12 protein-coding genes are annotated in these 16,651 nt (G+C 65.4%); 2 read left to right on the top strand and 10 right to left on the bottom strand.

What is annotated here, in order from left to right; translation table 11 throughout:
• Positions 1 to 361: 361 nt before the first annotated feature.
• The 10 genes from gcvT to arcD (ACIP0B_RS10680) all read right to left on the bottom strand — a co-directional run bounded on the left by gcvT (position 362) and on the right by arcD (ACIP0B_RS10680) (position 13,830).
• Positions 362 to 1,486, bottom strand: coding sequence for a glycine cleavage system aminomethyltransferase GcvT (gene gcvT / locus ACIP0B_RS10635; protein WP_400831753.1), 1,125 nt, complete (start codon positions 1,484 to 1,486; stop codon positions 362 to 364).
• 42 nt (positions 1,487 to 1,528) lie between these two features.
• On the bottom strand, positions 1,529 to 2,905 hold the full coding sequence (locus ACIP0B_RS10640; protein ID WP_400831754.1) for an L-serine ammonia-lyase: 1,377 nt from the start codon (positions 2,903 to 2,905) through the stop codon (positions 1,529 to 1,531).
• A gap of 196 nt (positions 2,906 to 3,101) precedes the next feature.
• Entirely contained in the window at positions 3,102 to 5,954 is a 2,853-nt protein-coding gene (gene gcvP / locus ACIP0B_RS10645; RefSeq protein ID WP_400831756.1) for an aminomethyl-transferring glycine dehydrogenase, read from the bottom strand.
• A gap of 11 nt (positions 5,955 to 5,965) precedes the next feature.
• Positions 5,966 to 6,349, bottom strand: coding sequence for a glycine cleavage system protein GcvH (gcvH, locus tag ACIP0B_RS10650; RefSeq protein ID WP_085580495.1), 384 nt, complete (start codon positions 6,347 to 6,349; stop codon positions 5,966 to 5,968).
• Positions 6,350 to 6,788: 439 nt separating this feature from the next.
• Entirely contained in the window at positions 6,789 to 8,297 is a 1,509-nt protein-coding gene (locus ACIP0B_RS10655) for a sigma-54-dependent transcriptional regulator (RefSeq protein ID WP_400831757.1), read from the bottom strand.
• A gap of 206 nt (positions 8,298 to 8,503) precedes the next feature.
• On the bottom strand, positions 8,504 to 8,866 hold the full coding sequence (locus ACIP0B_RS10660) for a DUF5064 family protein (RefSeq protein WP_400831758.1): 363 nt from the start codon (positions 8,864 to 8,866) through the stop codon (positions 8,504 to 8,506).
• A gap of 61 nt (positions 8,867 to 8,927) precedes the next feature.
• Positions 8,928 to 9,857, bottom strand: coding sequence for a carbamate kinase (arcC, locus tag ACIP0B_RS10665; RefSeq protein WP_400831760.1), 930 nt, complete (start codon positions 9,855 to 9,857; stop codon positions 8,928 to 8,930).
• A 176-nt stretch (positions 9,858 to 10,033) separates the two neighbouring features.
• Positions 10,034 to 11,044: an ornithine carbamoyltransferase gene (locus ACIP0B_RS10670; RefSeq protein WP_085580503.1), complete on the bottom strand. Its 1,011-nt coding sequence runs from the start codon at positions 11,042 to 11,044 to the stop codon at positions 10,034 to 10,036.
• Between the two features lie 68 nt (positions 11,045 to 11,112).
• Positions 11,113 to 12,369 (bottom strand): arginine deiminase, encoded by a 1,257-nt coding sequence (gene arcA, locus ACIP0B_RS10675; RefSeq protein ID WP_400831761.1) that lies wholly within the window; start codon positions 12,367 to 12,369, stop codon positions 11,113 to 11,115.
• Between the two features lie 33 nt (positions 12,370 to 12,402).
• Positions 12,403 to 13,830: an arginine-ornithine antiporter gene (gene arcD / locus ACIP0B_RS10680; RefSeq protein WP_400831763.1), complete on the bottom strand. Its 1,428-nt coding sequence runs from the start codon at positions 13,828 to 13,830 to the stop codon at positions 12,403 to 12,405.
• Positions 13,831 to 14,281: 451 nt separating this feature from the next.
• On the opposite strand from arcD (ACIP0B_RS10680), the gene arcD (ACIP0B_RS10685) reads away from it, so the two are divergent.
• Together arcD (ACIP0B_RS10685) and ACIP0B_RS10690 are read left to right on the top strand one after the other, a co-directional pair.
• Positions 14,282 to 15,709: an arginine-ornithine antiporter gene (gene arcD / locus ACIP0B_RS10685; protein WP_400831764.1), complete on the top strand. Its 1,428-nt coding sequence runs from the start codon at positions 14,282 to 14,284 to the stop codon at positions 15,707 to 15,709.
• On the top strand, positions 15,706 to 16,557 hold the full coding sequence (locus ACIP0B_RS10690) for a DNA-3-methyladenine glycosylase family protein (protein ID WP_400831766.1): 852 nt from the start codon (positions 15,706 to 15,708) through the stop codon (positions 16,555 to 16,557). Before arcD (ACIP0B_RS10685) ends, ACIP0B_RS10690 begins: the two co-directional genes overlap by 4 nt.
• Positions 16,558 to 16,651: the final 94 nt, after the last annotated feature.

Raw genomic sequence — 16,651 nt, forward strand, 5'->3', positions numbered from 1 at the left:
CATGAAAGAGAAATGTGGCTGGTTGCATGAGAGTAAGAAGACGTCGAACGGGATGTAGCTAACTTGTAGGCTACTGCCCAGGTCACGATTCCAAGCTGACCCATGCAAACACAGTGGGCAAACTCTACGCCAACTACGGGAGGAAAAACAAGCCCTGTGAAGCCCCCGGTTTTCCTGAGCTTGCCACTAATAACCGGTTCGCGGGCGCGGGCTTAGACGATTGCGTTGTTCAGTTGTTTTCGATCGTTATAAGCCAAGTTCATATTCGAATCGAACGTTAAAACAATGCACTGTTTTATGGCGATTGCGTTACACATTAGTGCACGCATAACGCAATCGCGTTACTTATAGAAACAGTCAATCAGCCACGATAGTAGCGTTGTGGAACAAATGGCATTTTGCTTACAAGCATTGGCACCTTTTTCCCACGCACGATGGCCCAGACTGGCGTGTCGAGGGTGACGTAAGCGTTGTCGAGGTAACCCATCGCCACCGGTCCGCCCAGGGTCGGGCCGAAGCCGCCGCTGCACACGCTGCCGATGATCTCGCCCGCTTCATTGACGATTTCCGCGCCTTCGCGCACCGGCGTGCGTTCCTGCGGCAGCAGGCCGACACGTTTGCGCGCCACGCCGTTCTGCTGCTGCGCGAACACGTTGTCCGCGCCCGGGAAGCCGCCGGCCCGTGCGCCGTCGGCGCGGCGGGGTTTGGAGATGGCCCACAGCAGGCTGGCTTCGATCGGGGTGGTGTCGGTGTTCATGTCGTGGCCGTACAGGCACAGGCCGGCTTCCAGGCGCAGCGAGTCGCGGGCGCCGAGGCCGATGGCCTGGACTTCCGGTTCGGCCAGCAGGGCACGGGCGAGCTTTTCCGCGTCGGCGGCCGGCACCGAGATTTCGTAGCCGTCCTCGCCGGTGTAGCCCGAGCGGCTGACGAAGCAGTCCACGCCCAGCAGGTTCACGCGGGTGAACTGCATGAAGGTCATTTTCGCCACGTCCGGCGCCAGGCGCGCCAGCACGGTCACCGCCGCCGGGCCTTGCAGGGCGAGGAGCGCGCGCTCCTCGAACAGCGCCTCAATGGTGCACTGGCCGCCGATGTGCTTTTGCAGGTGGGCCAGGTCCTGGTCCTTGCAGGCGGCGTTGACCACCAGGAACAGTTCGTCGCCGCCCAGGTTGGCCACCATCAGGTCGTCCAGGATGCCGCCGGTTTCGTTGGTGAACATGGCGTAGCGCTGCATGCCCACCGGTAGGTCGATGATGTCCACCGGCACCAGGCTTTCCAGGGCCTTGGCGGCGCCGGCGCCGGTCAGGCGGATCTGGCCCATGTGCGAGACATCGAACAGGCCGGCCTGCTCACGGGTGTGCTGGTGTTCCTTCATCACGCCCAGCGGGTACTGCACCGGCATGTCGTAGCCGGCGAACGGCACCATGCGGGCGCCGAGTTCCAGGTGCAGGGCGTGGAGCGGGGTTTTCGACAATTGTTCGGTGGACATCTTCAACTCCTTGGAAGGTGGGCTGCTGCCGATGCGCAGGCATCAGCATTCGATAATGTTGACTGCCAGACCGCCGCGGGCGGTCTCTTTGTATTTGCTTTTCATGTCGGCGCCGGTCTGGCGCATGGTGCGGATGACCTTGTCGAGGGAGACGAAGTGCTGGCCGTCGCCGCGCATGGCCATCCGCACGGCGTTGATCGCCTTCACCGAACCCATGGCGTTGCGTTCGATGCAGGGCACCTGCACCAGTCCGCCGATGGGGTCGCAGGTCAGGCCGAGGTTGTGCTCCATGCCGATCTCCGCGGCGTTCTCCACTTGCTGCACGCTGCCGCCGAGGACTTCGCACAGGGCGCCGGCCGCCATCGAGCAGGCCACGCCGACTTCGCCCTGGCAGCCGACTTCGGCGCCGGAGATCGAGGCGTTTTCCTTGTACAGGATGCCGATCGCGGCCGCCGTCAGCAGGAAACGCACGACGCCGTCGTCGTTGGCGCCGGGGATGAAGCGCATGTAGTAATGCAGCACCGCCGGGATGATCCCGGCTGCGCCGTTGGTCGGTGCGGTGACGACCCGGCCGCCGTAGGCGTTTTCCTCGTTGACGGCCAGGGCGTAGAGGTTGACCCAGTCCAGCACCGACAGCGGATCGCGCAGGGACGACTCCGGGTTCTTGCACAGTTGCCGGTGCAGCGCCGCCGCCCGGCGCTTGACCTTCAGGCCGCCCGGCAGGATGCCTTCGTTGCGGCAGCCGGCGGCCACGCAGTCCTGCATCACTTGCCAGATCTTCAGCAGGCCGGCGCGGGTTTCCGCTTCAGGGCGCCAGGCGCTTTCGTTGGTCAGCATCACCTGGCTGATCGACAGCCCGTAGGTGGCGCAGTGGCCGAGCAGCTCCTTGGCGGTCTTGAACGGGAAGGTCAGCGGCGTGGCGTCCTCGACGATGCGGTCGGCCCCGGCGGCGTCCTCGTCGACCACGAAACCACCGCCCACCGAGTAGTACTCGCGGCTGCGGATCTGCAGGCCGGCGGCGTCGAACGCGCGGAAGATCATGCCGTTGGGGTGGTAGGGCAGGGGCTTGCGGATCATCGCCAGGTGTTCTTTCTCGTTGAACGCGATTTCGTGTTCGCCGAGCAGGTTGAGGCGGCCGTTGGCGCGGATGTCGGCCAGGCGGGCGGTGACGGTGTCGGTGTCGACGGTGTCCGGGTGTTCGCCCTCAAGGCCCAGCAGCACGGCCTTGTCGCTGCCGTGCCCCTTGCCGGTGGCGCCGAGGGACCCGTACAGCTCGACCTTCACGCAGGCGGTGGCGGTCAGCAGGTTTTCCCGGCGCAGGCCTTCGACGAAGCGCGCGGCGGCGCGCATCGGGCCGACGGTGTGGGAGCTGGAGGGGCCGATGCCGATCTTGAACAGGTCGAACACGCTTAACGACATGGTTGTTCTCCGGTTTCTTGTTATGGGGTATCAGCGGAATCTGGGGGTGCCGCATTCCCTTGTAGGAGCGGGCCTGCTCGCGATAGCGGTGCTTCAGTCGATGCATTGATTGACTGACATACCGCTATCGCGAGCAGGCTCGCTCCCACAGGGGGCTGCGGTGCAGGCGGGACCTTCGAACCGGTCCCGCCCTGTCTCAAGCGTAGCTTTCGATCGACGGGCAGGCGCAGACCAGGTTGCGGTCGCCGAACACGTTGTCGACGCGGCCGACCGGCGGCCAGTACTTGGCCTCGACCAACGACGCCACCGGGTACACCGCCTGCTCGCGGCTGTACGGGTGAGTCCACTCGCCGACCAGCTCCGCCGCGGTGTGCGGGGCGTTCTTGAGCGGGTTGTCGTCCTTGTCCAGGGTGCCGTTCTCCACCGCGCGGATCTCTTCGCGGATGCGGATCATGGCGTCGCAGAAGCGGTCCAGCTCTTCCTTGGATTCGCTTTCGGTCGGCTCGATCATCAGCGTGCCGGCCACCGGGAACGACATGGTCGGGGCGTGGAAGCCGAAGTCGATCAGGCGCTTGGCCACGTCATCGACGCTGATGCCGCTGCTGTCCTTGAGCGGACGCAGGTCCAAGATGCATTCGTGGGCCACCAGGCCGTTGCTGCCGGTGTACAGCACCGGGTAGTGCTCTTCGAGGCGGCGCGAGATGTAGTTGGCGTTGAGGATCGCCAGCTGCGAAGCGCGCTTGAGGCCGGCGCCGCCCATCATGCGGATGTACATCCAGGTGATCGGCAGGATGCTCGCGCTGCCGAACGGCGCCGCGCAGACCGCGCCTTCCTTGCGCTCCATCTCGGCGTGGCCGGGCAGGAACGGGGCCAGGTGCGACTTGACGCCGATCGGGCCGACGCCCGGGCCGCCGCCGCCGTGAGGGATGCAGAAAGTCTTGTGCAGGTTCAGGTGCGACACGTCGCCGCCGAACTTGCCCGGTGCGCAGAGGCCGACCATCGCGTTCATGTTGGCGCCGTCGATGTACACCTGGCCGCCGTTGTCGTGGATGATCGCGCAGATTTCGCGGATGCCTTCCTCGAACACGCCGTGGGTCGACGGGTAGGTGATCATCAGCGCGGCGAGGTGTTCGCGGTGCTCGATGGCCTTGGCGCGCAGGTCTTCGATGTCGACGTTGCCGCGGGCGTCGCACGCGGTCACCACCACGCGCATGCCGGCCATGTGGGCGGTGGCCGGGTTGGTGCCGTGGGCGGACGACGGGATCAGGCAGATGTCGCGGCGCTCGTCGCCACGGCTCTGGTGGTAGGCGCGGATCGCCAGCAGGCCGGCGTATTCACCTTGGGAGCCGGCGTTCGGCTGCAGCGACACCGCGTCGTAGCCGGTGGCGGCGCAGAGCATCGCTTCCAGCTCGGAGGTCAGCTGCTGGTAGCCGGCGCTCTGTTCGGCCGGGGCGAACGGGTGCAGGGCGCCGAATTCGGCCCAGGTCACCGGGATCATTTCGCTGGCGGCGTTGAGCTTCATGGTGCACGAGCCCAGCGGGATCATGGTGCGGTCGAGCGCCAGGTCCTTGTCCGCCAGCTTGCGCAGGTAGCGCATCAGCTCGGTTTCGGAGTGGTAGCGGTTGAACACCGGGTGGCTGAGGATCGGCGACTGGCGCACCAGCGCCGCCGGTAGGGTGCCTTGCGCCGAGGCGGCGAGGGCGGCGAAGTCCGGCAGGGCCTTGCCGTCGGCGAACAGCGCCCACAGGGTCTCGATGTCGGCCTGGGTGGTGGTTTCGTCCACCGACAGGCCCAGGCGCTGGGCGTCGACCGTGCGCAGGTTGATCCGCTGGGCGCGGGCCTTGTCGTGCAGCGCGGCGGTCTGCGCGCCGGTGGCCAGGGTCAGGGTATCGAAGAAGTGCTTCTGCTCGACGTTCAGGCCCAGGGCGCCCAGGCCCTTGGCGAGGATCGCGGTCAGGTGGTGCACGCGGTGGGCGATCTGGGTCAGGCCTTTGGGGCCGTGGTACACGGCGTACATGCTGGCGATGTTGGCCAGCAGCACTTGGGCGGTGCAGATGTTCGAGGTGGCCTTCTCGCGGCGGATGTGCTGCTCGCGGGTCTGCATGGCCAGGCGCAGGGCCGGCTTGCCGAAGCGGTCGACCGACACGCCGACCAGGCGGCCCGGCATGTCGCGCTTGAACGCGTCCTTGGTGGAGAAGTACGCCGCGTGCGGGCCGCCGAAGCCCAGCGGCACGCCGAAGCGCTGGGCGCTGCCGATGGCCACGTCGGCGCCGAACTCGCCCGGCGGGGTCAGCAGGGTCAGGGCCAGCAGGTCGGCGGCCACGGCCACCAGGGCGTTGGCGGCGTGGAAGCGCTCGGTCAGCTCACGGTAGTCGAACACGTCGCCGTTGCTCGCCGGGTATTGCAGCAGGGCGCCGAAGAACGGGGTCACGTCGGTCAGTTCGCGCTCGTCGCCCACGACCACGTCGATGCCCAGCGGCTCGGCGCGGGTGCGCAGCACGTCGAGGGTCTGCGGATGGCTGTGGACCGAGGCGAAGAACTGGTGGCTGCCCTTGTTCTTGCTCAGGCGCTTGCAGAAGGTCATGGCTTCGGCGGCGGCGGTGGCTTCGTCGAGCAGGGAGGCGTTGGCGATCGGCAGGCCGGTGAGGTCGCTGATCAGGGTCTGGAAGTTCAGCAGCGCTTCGAGGCGGCCCTGGGAAATCTCCGGCTGGTACGGGGTGTAGGCGGTGTACCAGGCCGGGTTCTCCAGCAGGTTGCGCAGGATCGTCGACGGCGTGTGGCAGTTGTAGTAGCCCTGGCCGATGTAGGTCTTGAACAGTTGGTTGCGGCCGGCGATGGCCTTGATCGCGGCCAGGGCCTGGGCTTCGCTCAGGCCGTCGTCCAGGCCGAGCACGCTGGTGCCCTTGATGCTGTCCGGGATGACGCTGGCGCTCAGGGCCTCGAGGGAGTCGAAGCCGAGGCTGTTGAGCATGGCCTGCTCGTCACCGGCGCGCGGGCCGATGTGACGGGCGATGAATTCGTTGGCGGTGGTCAGGTTCACTTGAGTCATGTCCGGTCTCCTCAGGCGTCGGCGTTGGCTTTGAGCAGACGGTCGTAGGCGTCCTGGTCCAGCAGTTTGCCGACGGCGCTGGCGTCGCTTGGCTTGAAGCGGAAGAACCAGCCGTCGCCCAGCGGGTCTTCGTTGACTTGTTCCGGGCTGTCGTTGAGCAGTTCGTTGACGGCGACCACGTCACCGTCCAGCGGCATGTACACGCCGCTGGCCGCCTTCACCGATTCCACCGTGGCGGCTTCGGCGCCCTTTTCGTAGGCCTGAAGCTCCGGCAGCTGAACATAGACCACGTCGCCCAGGGCGTTCTGCGCGAAAGCGGTGATGCCGACCGTGACGGTGCCGTCGGCTTCGGCGCGCAGCCATTCGTGATCTTCAGTGAAACGCAACTCGCTCATGGAAACTCCTAGGGGCCGGACTCGTCCGGTGGACGCGGTGGAAGGCTGGGGCCGTAAAGCCCTTGTTTATGGATGGGTACTTAGCAAGAACGCGGCCAATGTTGATTTATCGTTGTAAATCAATGGCTTATATAGATGCTGGTGAGTCTTGGAACGACTGGCTGTAGCGAAATCGCTACAGCTTGGGGCGGGGAGAAAAGCTGAACCGGATCAAAGCCTTGCGCGGCGGTGGTCGCAGGCGCCTGTATCGATATCGTTCCGCTGTAGCGCTTTCAGTACAGTTGGAGGTCGCTTTTGAGGCGGGTGGGGACTTGGCCGACGCCATCGCCAGCAGGCTGGCTCCCACAATGTTTTGCTGTGTCCAGGCCGTTGCGTACAGCCTGGATTCCTGTGGGAGCCAGCCTGCTGGCGATGGCGTGCGCAAGAACGCCGCAGCGGTTCAGGGCTTGTTGGGAATGCCGTACTTGCGCAGGCGGTGGGCGATGGCCGTGTGGGAGGTCTGCAGGCGGCTGGCCAGTTGGCGGGTTGAGGGGTAGCTGACGTAGAGGGTTTCGAGCAGGGATTTCTCGAAGGCTTCGACGGCCTGTTCGAGGCTGTCGACGTCGGTGTCGGCCTGGCGCGCCACCGAGGTGCCGGCGATGTCGAGGTCGCCGATGTCCACCAGGCTGCTTTCGCAGATCGCGGCGGCGCGGAAGATCACGTTCTGCAGTTGCCGCACGTTGCCCGGCCAGCGGTTGCCGAGCAGCGCCGGATAGGTGCCGGGCGCGAGGCGGCAGACCGGGCGCTGGATCTGCGCGCAGGCCTGCTGCATGAAGTGGCGGGCCAGCAGCAGGATGTCCTGGCCGCGTTCGCGCAGCGGCGGCACTTCGACGTTGAGCACGTTGAGGCGGTAGAACAGGTCTTCGCGGAACAGGCCTTCGCTGACCATTTTCTCCAGGTCGCGGTGGGTGGCGCTGAGGATCCGCACATCGACCTTCACCTCGCGGTCGCCGCCGACCCGGCGGAAGCTGCCGTCATTGAGGAAACGCAGCAGCTTGGCCTGCAGGTACGGCGACATCTCGCCGATCTCGTCGAGGAACACCGTGCCCTGGTTGGCCAGTTCCATCAGCCCCGGCTTGCCGCCGCGCTGGGCACCGGTGAAGGCGCCGGGGGCGTAGCCGAACAGTTCGCTCTCGGCGAGGTTCTCCGGCAGCGCCGCGCAGTTGAGGGCCAGGAACGGCGCGCTGTGCCGTGCGCTGATGGCATGGCAGGCGCGGGCCACCAGCTCCTTGCCGGTGCCGGTCTCGCCCTGGATCAGCAGCGGCGCATCGAGGGCCGCCACCCGCTGCGCCCGGGCCTTGAGGGTGCGGATGGCGGGGGAGTCGCCCAGCAGCGCATCGAAGCCTTCGGCGTGGTCGTGGTGCAGGGCCGAAAGCTGTTCGCCGATGCGGTTGGGTTGGTACAGGGTCAGCAGGGCGCCGGCGTCGGTGATCGGCGTGGCGTCCAGCAGCAGGGTCTGGCCGTTGACGGTGATTTCCCGCAGCGGCAGGCGGAAGCCTTGTTCGAGCAGGGTGTCGAGCAGGCCCGGGTCGTTGAACAGTTCGGCGACGCTTTCGCCCGCCGGCTCCCGGCCGTACAGCGCGATCAGCGCCGGGTTGGCCAGCAGCACCTTGCCGGCGCTGTCCAGGGCCAGCACCGGGTCGGTCATCGCCGCGAGCAAGGCGTCGAGCTGCAGGTGCCGGCGCTGGCCGGGCAGGATGTCGACCACGGTCACCGCTTCCACGCCGCGCACGCGGAACAGCGCGTCCTTGAGCTCTTCGAGCACTTGCGGGCTCAGGGTCGGGGCGTCGATGTAGACGTTGGGCGGCACCATCTCCACCGCATCCAGGTTGAGGTTGCGCCCGCCGAGCAGGGCCAGGACTTCCTGGGTGATGCCGACGCGGTCGATGAAGCTGACGTGGATACGCATGGGGCGGTTCAGTGTTCTGCGGTGCGGAGGGTGGCAAGTATGCCTTGGGGCGGGGGGATGGTGAAACCTGTCGCAGCGGTCGGGACGACGCCGGTCCCCGCAGGAGCGAGCCTGCTCGCGATGGCGCAATGTCAGGCGACATCAGTGTCGGCTGTCCAAACGCAATCGCGAGCAGGCTCGCTCCCACTGGGATTGGGGGATCGGGGCTACTCGAAATGCTCGGGGTTCACCGCGTCGCCGGACTTCATGTTCAGTTGCTGGCGCACGTCCTCGAACATCAGGTCGTAGTGCTTGTGGACCGAGCCGATGCTGCTGAGCGCCTTGGGGATGCCGTACTTCTCGGCGATCTGCGTCACGTTGCGGGCGAAGTTGTAGGCTTCTTCCTTGGGCAGGAAGAACGGCTCGTCCACTGTCTTGCCCTGGATCGTCCCGTGCATCCTGAACTGCATTCCCTTGCCTTTGTGCGGATCCTGGAAGACCTCGTAGGTCAGGCTGATGTCGTAGCTGACGTCGTTCTTGTCCAGCGCGTGGCGCTCGATGTGCAGACGGCCGGGTTCGAATTGGGCCATGGTTCTCTCCTTTCAAGGCATGGGAGAAGGGCAGACCCTCGATCTGCCCCGCCGTTTTTTCTTATCGGTAGGTGATGCCGGGCGTGGCGGTGCTGACCCGCGTGCCGGCGGTGCCCTGGACGATGGCTTCGATGTCCGAGAGCGAACCGATCACCGCGACCTTGCCAGTATGGCGCGCGAATTCGCAGGCTGCCTGCACCTTCGGCCCCATGGAGCCGGCGGCGAATCCCAGGCGCTCCAGTTCGTCGGGGTGGGCCTGGGCGATGGCTTTCTGGGTGGGCTTGTTGAAGTCGATGTAGGCCGCGTTGACGTCGGTGGCGATCACCAGCAGGTCGGCGTCCAGCTGTTCGGCCAGCAGCGACGAGCACAGGTCCTTGTCGATCACCGCCTCGATGCCCTTGAGGTTGCGGTTTTCGTCGTACATCGTCGGGATGCCGCCGCCGCCGGCGCAGATCACGATGCTGCCCTTGTCCAGCAGCCACTTGATCGGGCGGATCTCGAAGATGCGCTTGGGCCGCGGGCTGGCCACCACACGGCGGAACTTGTCGCCGTCCGGGGCGATCGCCCAGCCTTTTTCGGCGGCGAGCTTCTCGGCCTCCGCCTTGCCGTAGACCGGGCCGATGGGTTTGGTGGGGTTCTGGAAGGCCGGGTCCTTGGCGTCGACCTCGACCTGGGTGAGCAGGGTGGCGAACGGCACTTCGAAGTCCAGCAGGTTGCCCAGTTCCTGTTCGATGATGTAGCCGATCATGCCTTCGGTCTCGGCGCCGAGCACGTCCAGCGGGTAAGGGGTGACCGAGGTGTAGGCCGCCGCCTGCAGCGACAGCAGGCCCACTTGCGGGCCATTGCCGTGGGCGATGACCAGTTGGTTGCCGGGATGGATCTTGGCGATCTGCTCGGTGGCGATCCGGATGTTGGCGCGCTGGTTGTCCGCGGTCATGGGTTCACCCCGGCGGAGCAGGGCGTTACCGCCCAGAGCAACGACGATACGCATGGTGCGAGTCCTTCTGAAAAAGGAAAGTGCAGACGGAACAAGTGCGGTCACTGTGGGAGCCGGGCTTGCCCGCGATGGCGACGGGTCAGTCAGCATTGTCGTTGACTGACACACCGCTATCGCTGGCAAGCCAGCTCCCACAGTGACCGTGTCGCGTCAGTGGGAGCTTCGCCGGGTTACAGGTCGGCCAGGGTCGAGACCAGGATCGCCTTGATGGTGTGCATGCGGTTCTCCGCTTGCTCGAAGGCGATGCAGGCCGGCGATTCGAACACGTCGTCGGTCACCTCGATGCCGTTGGCCAGGTGCGGGTACTGTTCGGCGATCTGCTTGCCGACCTTGGTGTCGCTGTTGTGGAACGCCGGCAGGCAGTGCATGAACTTGGTGCGCGGGTTGCCCGAGGCCTTCATCAGTTCGGCGTTGACCTGGTACGGCAGCAGTTGCTGGATGCGTTCGCCCCAGGCTTCCACCGGCTCGCCCATCGACACCCAGACGTCGGTGTGGATGAAGTCCACGCCCTTGACCGCCGCTTTCGGGTCTTCGGTCAGGGTGATGCGCGCACCGCTCTCTTCCGCGTATTTCTTGCAGCGGGCCACGAGGTCGTCATGGGGCCACAGGGCTTTCGGCGCGCTGATGCGCACGTCCATGCCCAGCTTGGCGCCGATCAGCAGCAGCGAGTTGCCCATGTTGTTGCGGGCGTCGCCCAGGTAGGCGTAGCTGATTTCGTGGATCGGCTTGTCGGCGTGCTCACGCATGGTCAGCACGTCGGCGATCATCTGGGTCGGGTGGTATTCGTCGGTCAGGCCGTTGAACACCGGCACCCCGGCGAACTTGGCCAGTTCTTCGACGATCTCCTGCTTGAAGCCGCGGTACTCGATGGCGTCGTACATGCGGCCCAGCACGCGGGCCGTGTCCTTCATGCTTTCCTTGTGGCCGATCTGCGAGGAGTTGGGGTCGATGTAGGTGACGTTGGCGCCCTGGTCGTAGGCGGCGACTTCGAAGGCGCAGCGGGTGCGGGTCGAGGTCTTCTCGAAGATCAGGGCGATGTTGTTGCCCTTGAGGTGCTGCTGTTCGGTGCCGGTGTACTTGGCGCGCTTGAGGTCGCGGGACAGGTCGAGCAGGTAGCGCAGCTCGCGGGCGGTGTGGTGTTCCAGGCTGAGCAGGTTACGGTTGTGGATGTTGAACGCCATGATGATTCTCCTTGGATTCGGTGATCGGCCCGGCCGCGCCGGGTGGGGGCGGCCGGGAAAATGGTCGTTTAGTAGTCGATGGGGTCGCGCACGATCGGGCAGGTCATGCAGTGGCCGCCGCCGCGTCCGCGGCCCAGTTCGCCGGCGCTGATGGTGATGACCTCGATGCCGGCCTTGCGCAGCAGGGTGTTGGTGTAGGTGTTGCGGTCGTAGCCGATGACCACGCCCGGTTCCACCGCCACCACGTTGTTGCCGTCGTCCCACTGCTCGCGCTCGGCGGCGAAGCTGTTGCCGCCGGTCTCGACCACGCGCAGCTGCTTGAGGTTGAGGGCGTCGGCCACCACTTCGATGAACGATTTGTTCTCGCGGCGCACGTCCATGCCGTAAGGCTTGCTGCTGTCGGGGCGGATGATGAACGGCACGATTTCCTTGACCACCTCCGGGAAGACCGTCACCAGGTCGCGGTCGCAGAAGCTGAACACGGTGTCCAGGTGCATCGCCGCGCGGGATTTCGGCAGGCCGGCCACCACGACCTTCTCCACCGCGCCCTTGGCGAACAGCGACTGCGCCAGTTGGCCGATGGCCTGGCGCGAGGTGCGCTCGCCCATGCCGATCAGCACCACGCCGTTGCCGATCGGCATAACGTCGCCGCCCTCAAGGGTAGCTTGGCCGTGGTCTTTGTCCGGGTCGCCGTACCAGACCTCGAAGTCGGCGTTGGCGAACTCGGGGTGGAACTTGTAGATGGCGGTGGCCAGCAGGGTTTCCTGACGGCGGGCCGGCCAGTACATCGGGTTGAGGGTCACGCCGCCGTAGATCCAGCAGGTGGTGTCGCGGGTGAACTGGGTGTTGGGCAGCGGCGGCAGCAGGAAGCTGGAGTGGCCCAGGTAGTCGCGGTACATCTTGATCACGCTGGCGCCTTCGCTGTCCGGCAGGTCCTCGCCGGCCACGCCGCCGATCAGGAACTCGGCGAGCTTGCGCGGCTCCAGGCCTTCGAGCCAGCTGCGCACTTCGTTGGTCAGGCCGACGCCGACGGAGTCGGGGGTGATCTTGCGGTCCAGGATCCATTTCAGCGCTTCGGGGTTTTGGATGGTCTCGGTCAGCAGGTTGTGCATTTCCAGGACTTCGATGCCGCGCTCGCGCATCTTGGTGACGAAGTCGAAGTGGTCGCGCTTGGCCTGGTTGACCCAGATCACATCGTCGAACAGCAGTTCGTCGCAGTTGTTCGGGGTCAGCCGCTGGTGGGCCAGGCCGGGGGAGCAAACCATGACTTTGCGCAGTTTGCCGGCTTCGGAATGGACGCCGTACTTAACTTTTTCCGTGGTCATTACAGTGATCCTCCAGAGATGGATATCTCGCGGTTACAGAGTCAGGAAGCCGTCGTAGAGACCGTAGGCCGCCACCAGGGCGCCCGCGACCACTGCGGCGAAAATGAGCTTCTCGACGGGGGTGAAAACCGGTTTCTTGATTTCGAGCTTGGCCTTGGCGAACAGGATCGCGCCGGGGGCGTAGAGCAGGGCCGACAGCAGCAGGTACTTCACGCCGCCGGCGTAGAGCAGCCATACCGCGTAGAGCAGGGCGACGGCGCCGATGATCAGGTCTTTCTGCCGCTCGCCCGCCGCGCCTTCGTAGCTTTCGCCGCGCACCGCCAGCAGCAGGGCGTAGGCCGCCGACCACAGGTACGGCACCAGGATCATCGAGGTGGCGAGGTAGATCAGCGACAGGTAGGTGCTGGCCGAGAACAGGGTGATGACCAGGAACACCTGCACCATGGCGTTGGTCAGCCACAGGGCGTTGACCGGCACGTGGTTGGCGTTCTCGCGGCGCAGGAACTCCGGCATGGTGTGGTCCTTGGCGGCGGCGAACATGATCTCCGCGCACAGCAGCACCCACGACAGCAGCGCCCCCAGCAGCGAGATGATCAGGCCGACGCTGATCAGCACCGCGCCCCAGTGGCCGACCACGTGCTCGAGCACGGCGGCCATCGACGGGTTCTGCAGCTTGGCCAGTTCCGGCTGGGTCATGATCCCCAGTGACAGCACGTTCACCAGCACCAGGAACAGCAGCACGGTGATGAAGCCTATCACGGTGGCCTTGCCGACGTCCGAGCGCTTTTCCGCCCGGGCCGAGAAGATGCTCGCGCCCTCGATGCCGATGAACACCCACACGGTGACCAGCATCATGTTGCGCACCTGGTTCATCACGCTGCCCAGGTCCGGGTTCTTCGCGCCCCAGATGTCGGCGGTGAAGATGTCCAGCTTGAAGGCGAACACCGCGATCAGCACGAACAGCAGCAGCGGCACCACCTTGGCGACGGTGGTCACCAGGTTGATGAACGCCGCTTCCTTGATGCCGCGCAGCACCAGAAAGTGCACCGCCCACAGCAGCACGGAGGCGCCGATGATCGCGGCGGCCGTGTTGCCTTCGCCGAAGATCGGGAAGAAGTAGCCCAAGGTGCTGAACAGCAGGACGAAGTAGCCGACGTTGCCCAGCCAGGCGCTGATCCAGTAGCCCCAGGCCGAGGAGAAGCCCATGTAGTCGCCGAAGCCGGCCTTGGCGTAGGCGTACACCCCGCCGTCCAGGTCGGGTTTGCGGTTGGCCAGGGTCTGGAACACGAACGCGAGGGTCAGCATGCCGACGGCGGTGATGGCCCAGCCGATCAGCACGGCGCCGGCATCGGCGCTGGCGGCCATGTTCTGCGGTAATGAAAAGATCCCGCCGCCGATCATGGAGCCGACGACCAGCGCAACCAGTGCACCTAGTTTCAGTTTTCCGGGGGACTCAGACATTGCATGACTCCATTGCAGGAGAAGAGAGACAACAGGTTAAGTCTGTTGGTCGGTCGATCAGCTGACTTAGATCAGTGCATGGGCACATTCCATTGTTAAATGAATGACTTATGAATCTGTCTCGGGCATAACGTCGCCTGCCTGAAAGGCCCGTCGCAGAAGGCTTGCAAGAGAAAACGGGAATAACTCGTATTCCCTTGGGGTGTTGAAGCTAGTTCGTTTTGCCGGTTTCGCAACTTTTCCGCATCTGTTTGCAGTACAGAAATGATTTATTACGAATGGCGCACAAAATTGATTGTCTGCAGTGGCCGTTAGAGTCAACGGCTATATATAAGGGACGATTATTGGCGATATCCAATAAACGTTATTACGCTCTTATCCGTTCAGTTAACGACGGTTACATGACGCTGTTTACGGCCTTCGCCACCCACGGGAACCTGGAGATGCTGGAATGTCGCAACCGACGCAAAAACTGCGCCTTGGCGCACTGATCGCCCTGGTGGTGGGCTCGATGATCGGCGGGGGCATCTTCTCCCTGCCGCAGAACATGGCAGCCCGGGCCGACGCCGGCGCGATCCTGATCGGCTGGGCGATCACGGCCGTCGGCATGCTGACCCTGGCATTCGTGTTCCAGACCCTGGCCAACCGCAAGCCGGAACTCGATTCCGGGGTGTACGCCTATGCCAAGGCCGGGTTCGGCGACTACATGGGGTTCTCCTCGGCCTGGGGCTACTGGATCAGCGCGTGGCTGGGTAACGTCGGCTACTTCGTGCTGCTGTTCAGCACCCTGGGCTATTTCTTCCCGGTGTTCGGCCAGGGCAACACGCCGGTGGCCATCGGCTGCGCGTCGCTGCTGCTGTGGGCGGTGCACTTTCTGGTGATGCGCGGGATCAAGGAGGCGGCGTTCATCAACCAATTGACCACCGTGGCCAAGATCGTGCCGCTGGTGATGTTCATCGTCATCGCGGCGGTGGCGTTCAAGGCCGACGTCTTCACCCGCGACATCTGGGGCCGCAGCAACCCGAGCTTCGGCGGCGTGATGGACCAGGTGCGCAACATGATGCTGGTGACGGTGTTCGTGTTCATCGGCATCGAAGGGGCCAGCGTGTACTCGGCGCGGGCGGAAAAACGCAGCGACGTCGGCCGGGCCACGGTGATCGGCTTCATCGGCGTGCTGGCGCTGCTGGTGCTGGTGAACGTGCTGTCGCTGGGGATCATGAGCCAGCCGGAACTGGCGACCCTGCAGAACCCGTCGCTGGCGGCGGTGCTGGAGCACATCGTCGGGCCGTGGGGCGCGTTGCTGATCAGCATCGGCCTGGCGGTGTCGCTGATCGGCGCGTTGCTCTCGTGGGCGCTGCTGTGCGCCGAGATCCTTTTCGCCACGGCCCGGGACAAGACCATGCCGGCGTTCCTCCAGAAGGAAAACGCCAACCACGTGCCGGTCAACGCGCTGTGGCTGACCAACGTGATGATCCAGATCTTTCTGCTGATCACGCTGTTTTCCGCCGGCACCTACACCAGCCTGATCTACCTCGCCTCGTCGATGATCCTGGTGCCGTACCTGTGGTCGGCGGCCTATGCGGTGCTGCTCAGCGGCCGGGGCGAAACCTACGAGCACGCCTCGGCCGAACGCACCAAGGACCTGCTCATCGGCGGCATCGCCCTGTGTTACGCGGTGTGGCTGCTGTATGCCGGCGGGGTGAAATACCTGCTGCTGTCGGCGCTGCTGTATGCGCCCGGCGTCATCCTGTTCGCCAAGGCCAAGCATGAACAGGGCGAGCCGCTGTTCACCACGCTGGAGAAGGGCATCTTCACCTGCGTGATCGGCGGGGCCGGGCTGGCGGCATATGGGTTGTACAGCGGCCTGCTGTCGCTGTGAGGCTGCGGCTGGACTTCAAGGCGTCCTATGACTGGCCGGCGATGCTCGGATTCCTTGGGGCGCGGGCGGTGGCCGGCATGGAGACGGTCGACGCCGGCGTGTATTCGCGGATCATCGGTTTGAACGGGGTCCGCGGCACCGTATCGGTCCGGCCCGGTGACGGGGAGGGCCTGGACGTGGCGCTGGACTTTCCCGAGCCGGCGGCGGTGCCGGAGATCGTCGCGCGCTTGCGCCGGCTGTTCGGCCTGGATGCGGAGGTTGCGCCGATGCAGCGGCACCTGGTGGCAGATCCGTTGCTGGCGCGGTTGATCGCCGAACGGCCGGGGCTGCGGGTGCCGGGGGCGTGGGACGGGCTGGAGTTGGCGTTCCGTGCGGTGTTGGGCCAGCAGATCACGGTGACGGCGGCGATTCGGCTGGCGGGGAAACTGGTGACGCGTTACGGCGTGCCGGTCCGTTCGCCGGTGCCGGGACTGACCCATGCGTTTCCCGAGGCCAGCGTGCTGGCGGTCGCCGACCTGGCGGCGCTGGGCATGCCCAAGAGCCGGGGGCGGACGTTGTCCGGCGTGGCGCAGGCGTTGCTGGAGGATCCTTCGCTGTTCGAATCCGGGGTGCCGCGTTTGCTGGCCCTGCACGGCATCGGCGACTGGACGGCGCAGTACATCGCCTTGCGTCAGTTGCGCGACATGGACGGGTTTCCGACCGGGGACGTGGGGTTGCTGCGGGCGCTGGAAGTGCTGGAGGGCCGGCGGCCGACGGCGCGGGAACTGACGGCGCGGGCCGAGGGCTGGCGGCCGTACCGGGGGTATGCGGCGCAGGTGCTGTGGACCTCGTTGGGGCGGGGGGATTGATTCCGGCTTTTGTGTCGGCTGTACCGGCCTCATCGCCAGCAGGCTGGCTCCCACAGTTGTTGCGGTGGGCACAGAATCTGTAGGCACCGTCAGT

The organism is Pseudomonas sp. NPDC089534 (assembly GCF_044749305.1).
Taxonomy (GTDB): Bacteria; Pseudomonadota; Gammaproteobacteria; order Pseudomonadales; family Pseudomonadaceae; genus Aquipseudomonas; species Aquipseudomonas ekonensis.

Coding starts and splice junctions, on each gene's coding strand:
- gcvT (WP_400831753.1), bottom strand. CDS start 1,486: ATGTCCACCGAACAATTGTCGAAAACCCCGCTCCACGCCCTGCACCTG.
- ACIP0B_RS10640 (WP_400831754.1), bottom strand. CDS start 2,905: ATGTCGTTAAGCGTGTTCGACCTGTTCAAGATCGGCATCGGCCCCTCC.
- gcvP (WP_400831756.1), bottom strand. CDS start 5,954: ATGACTCAAGTGAACCTGACCACCGCCAACGAATTCATCGCCCGTCAC.
- gcvH (WP_085580495.1), bottom strand. CDS start 6,349: ATGAGCGAGTTGCGTTTCACTGAAGATCACGAATGGCTGCGCGCCGAA.
- ACIP0B_RS10655 (WP_400831757.1), bottom strand. CDS start 8,297: ATGCGTATCCACGTCAGCTTCATCGACCGCGTCGGCATCACCCAGGAA.
- ACIP0B_RS10660 (WP_400831758.1), bottom strand. CDS start 8,866: ATGGCCCAATTCGAACCCGGCCGTCTGCACATCGAGCGCCACGCGCTG.
- arcC (WP_400831760.1), bottom strand. CDS start 9,857: ATGCGTATCGTCGTTGCTCTGGGCGGTAACGCCCTGCTCCGCCGGGGT.
- ACIP0B_RS10670 (WP_085580503.1), bottom strand. CDS start 11,044: ATGGCGTTCAACATCCACAACCGTAACCTGCTCAGCCTGGAACACCAC.
- arcA (WP_400831761.1), bottom strand. CDS start 12,369: ATGACCACGGAAAAAGTTAAGTACGGCGTCCATTCCGAAGCCGGCAAA.
- arcD (WP_400831763.1), bottom strand. CDS start 13,830: ATGTCTGAGTCCCCCGGAAAACTGAAACTAGGTGCACTGGTTGCGCTG.
- arcD (WP_400831764.1), top strand. CDS start 14,282: ATGTCGCAACCGACGCAAAAACTGCGCCTTGGCGCACTGATCGCCCTG.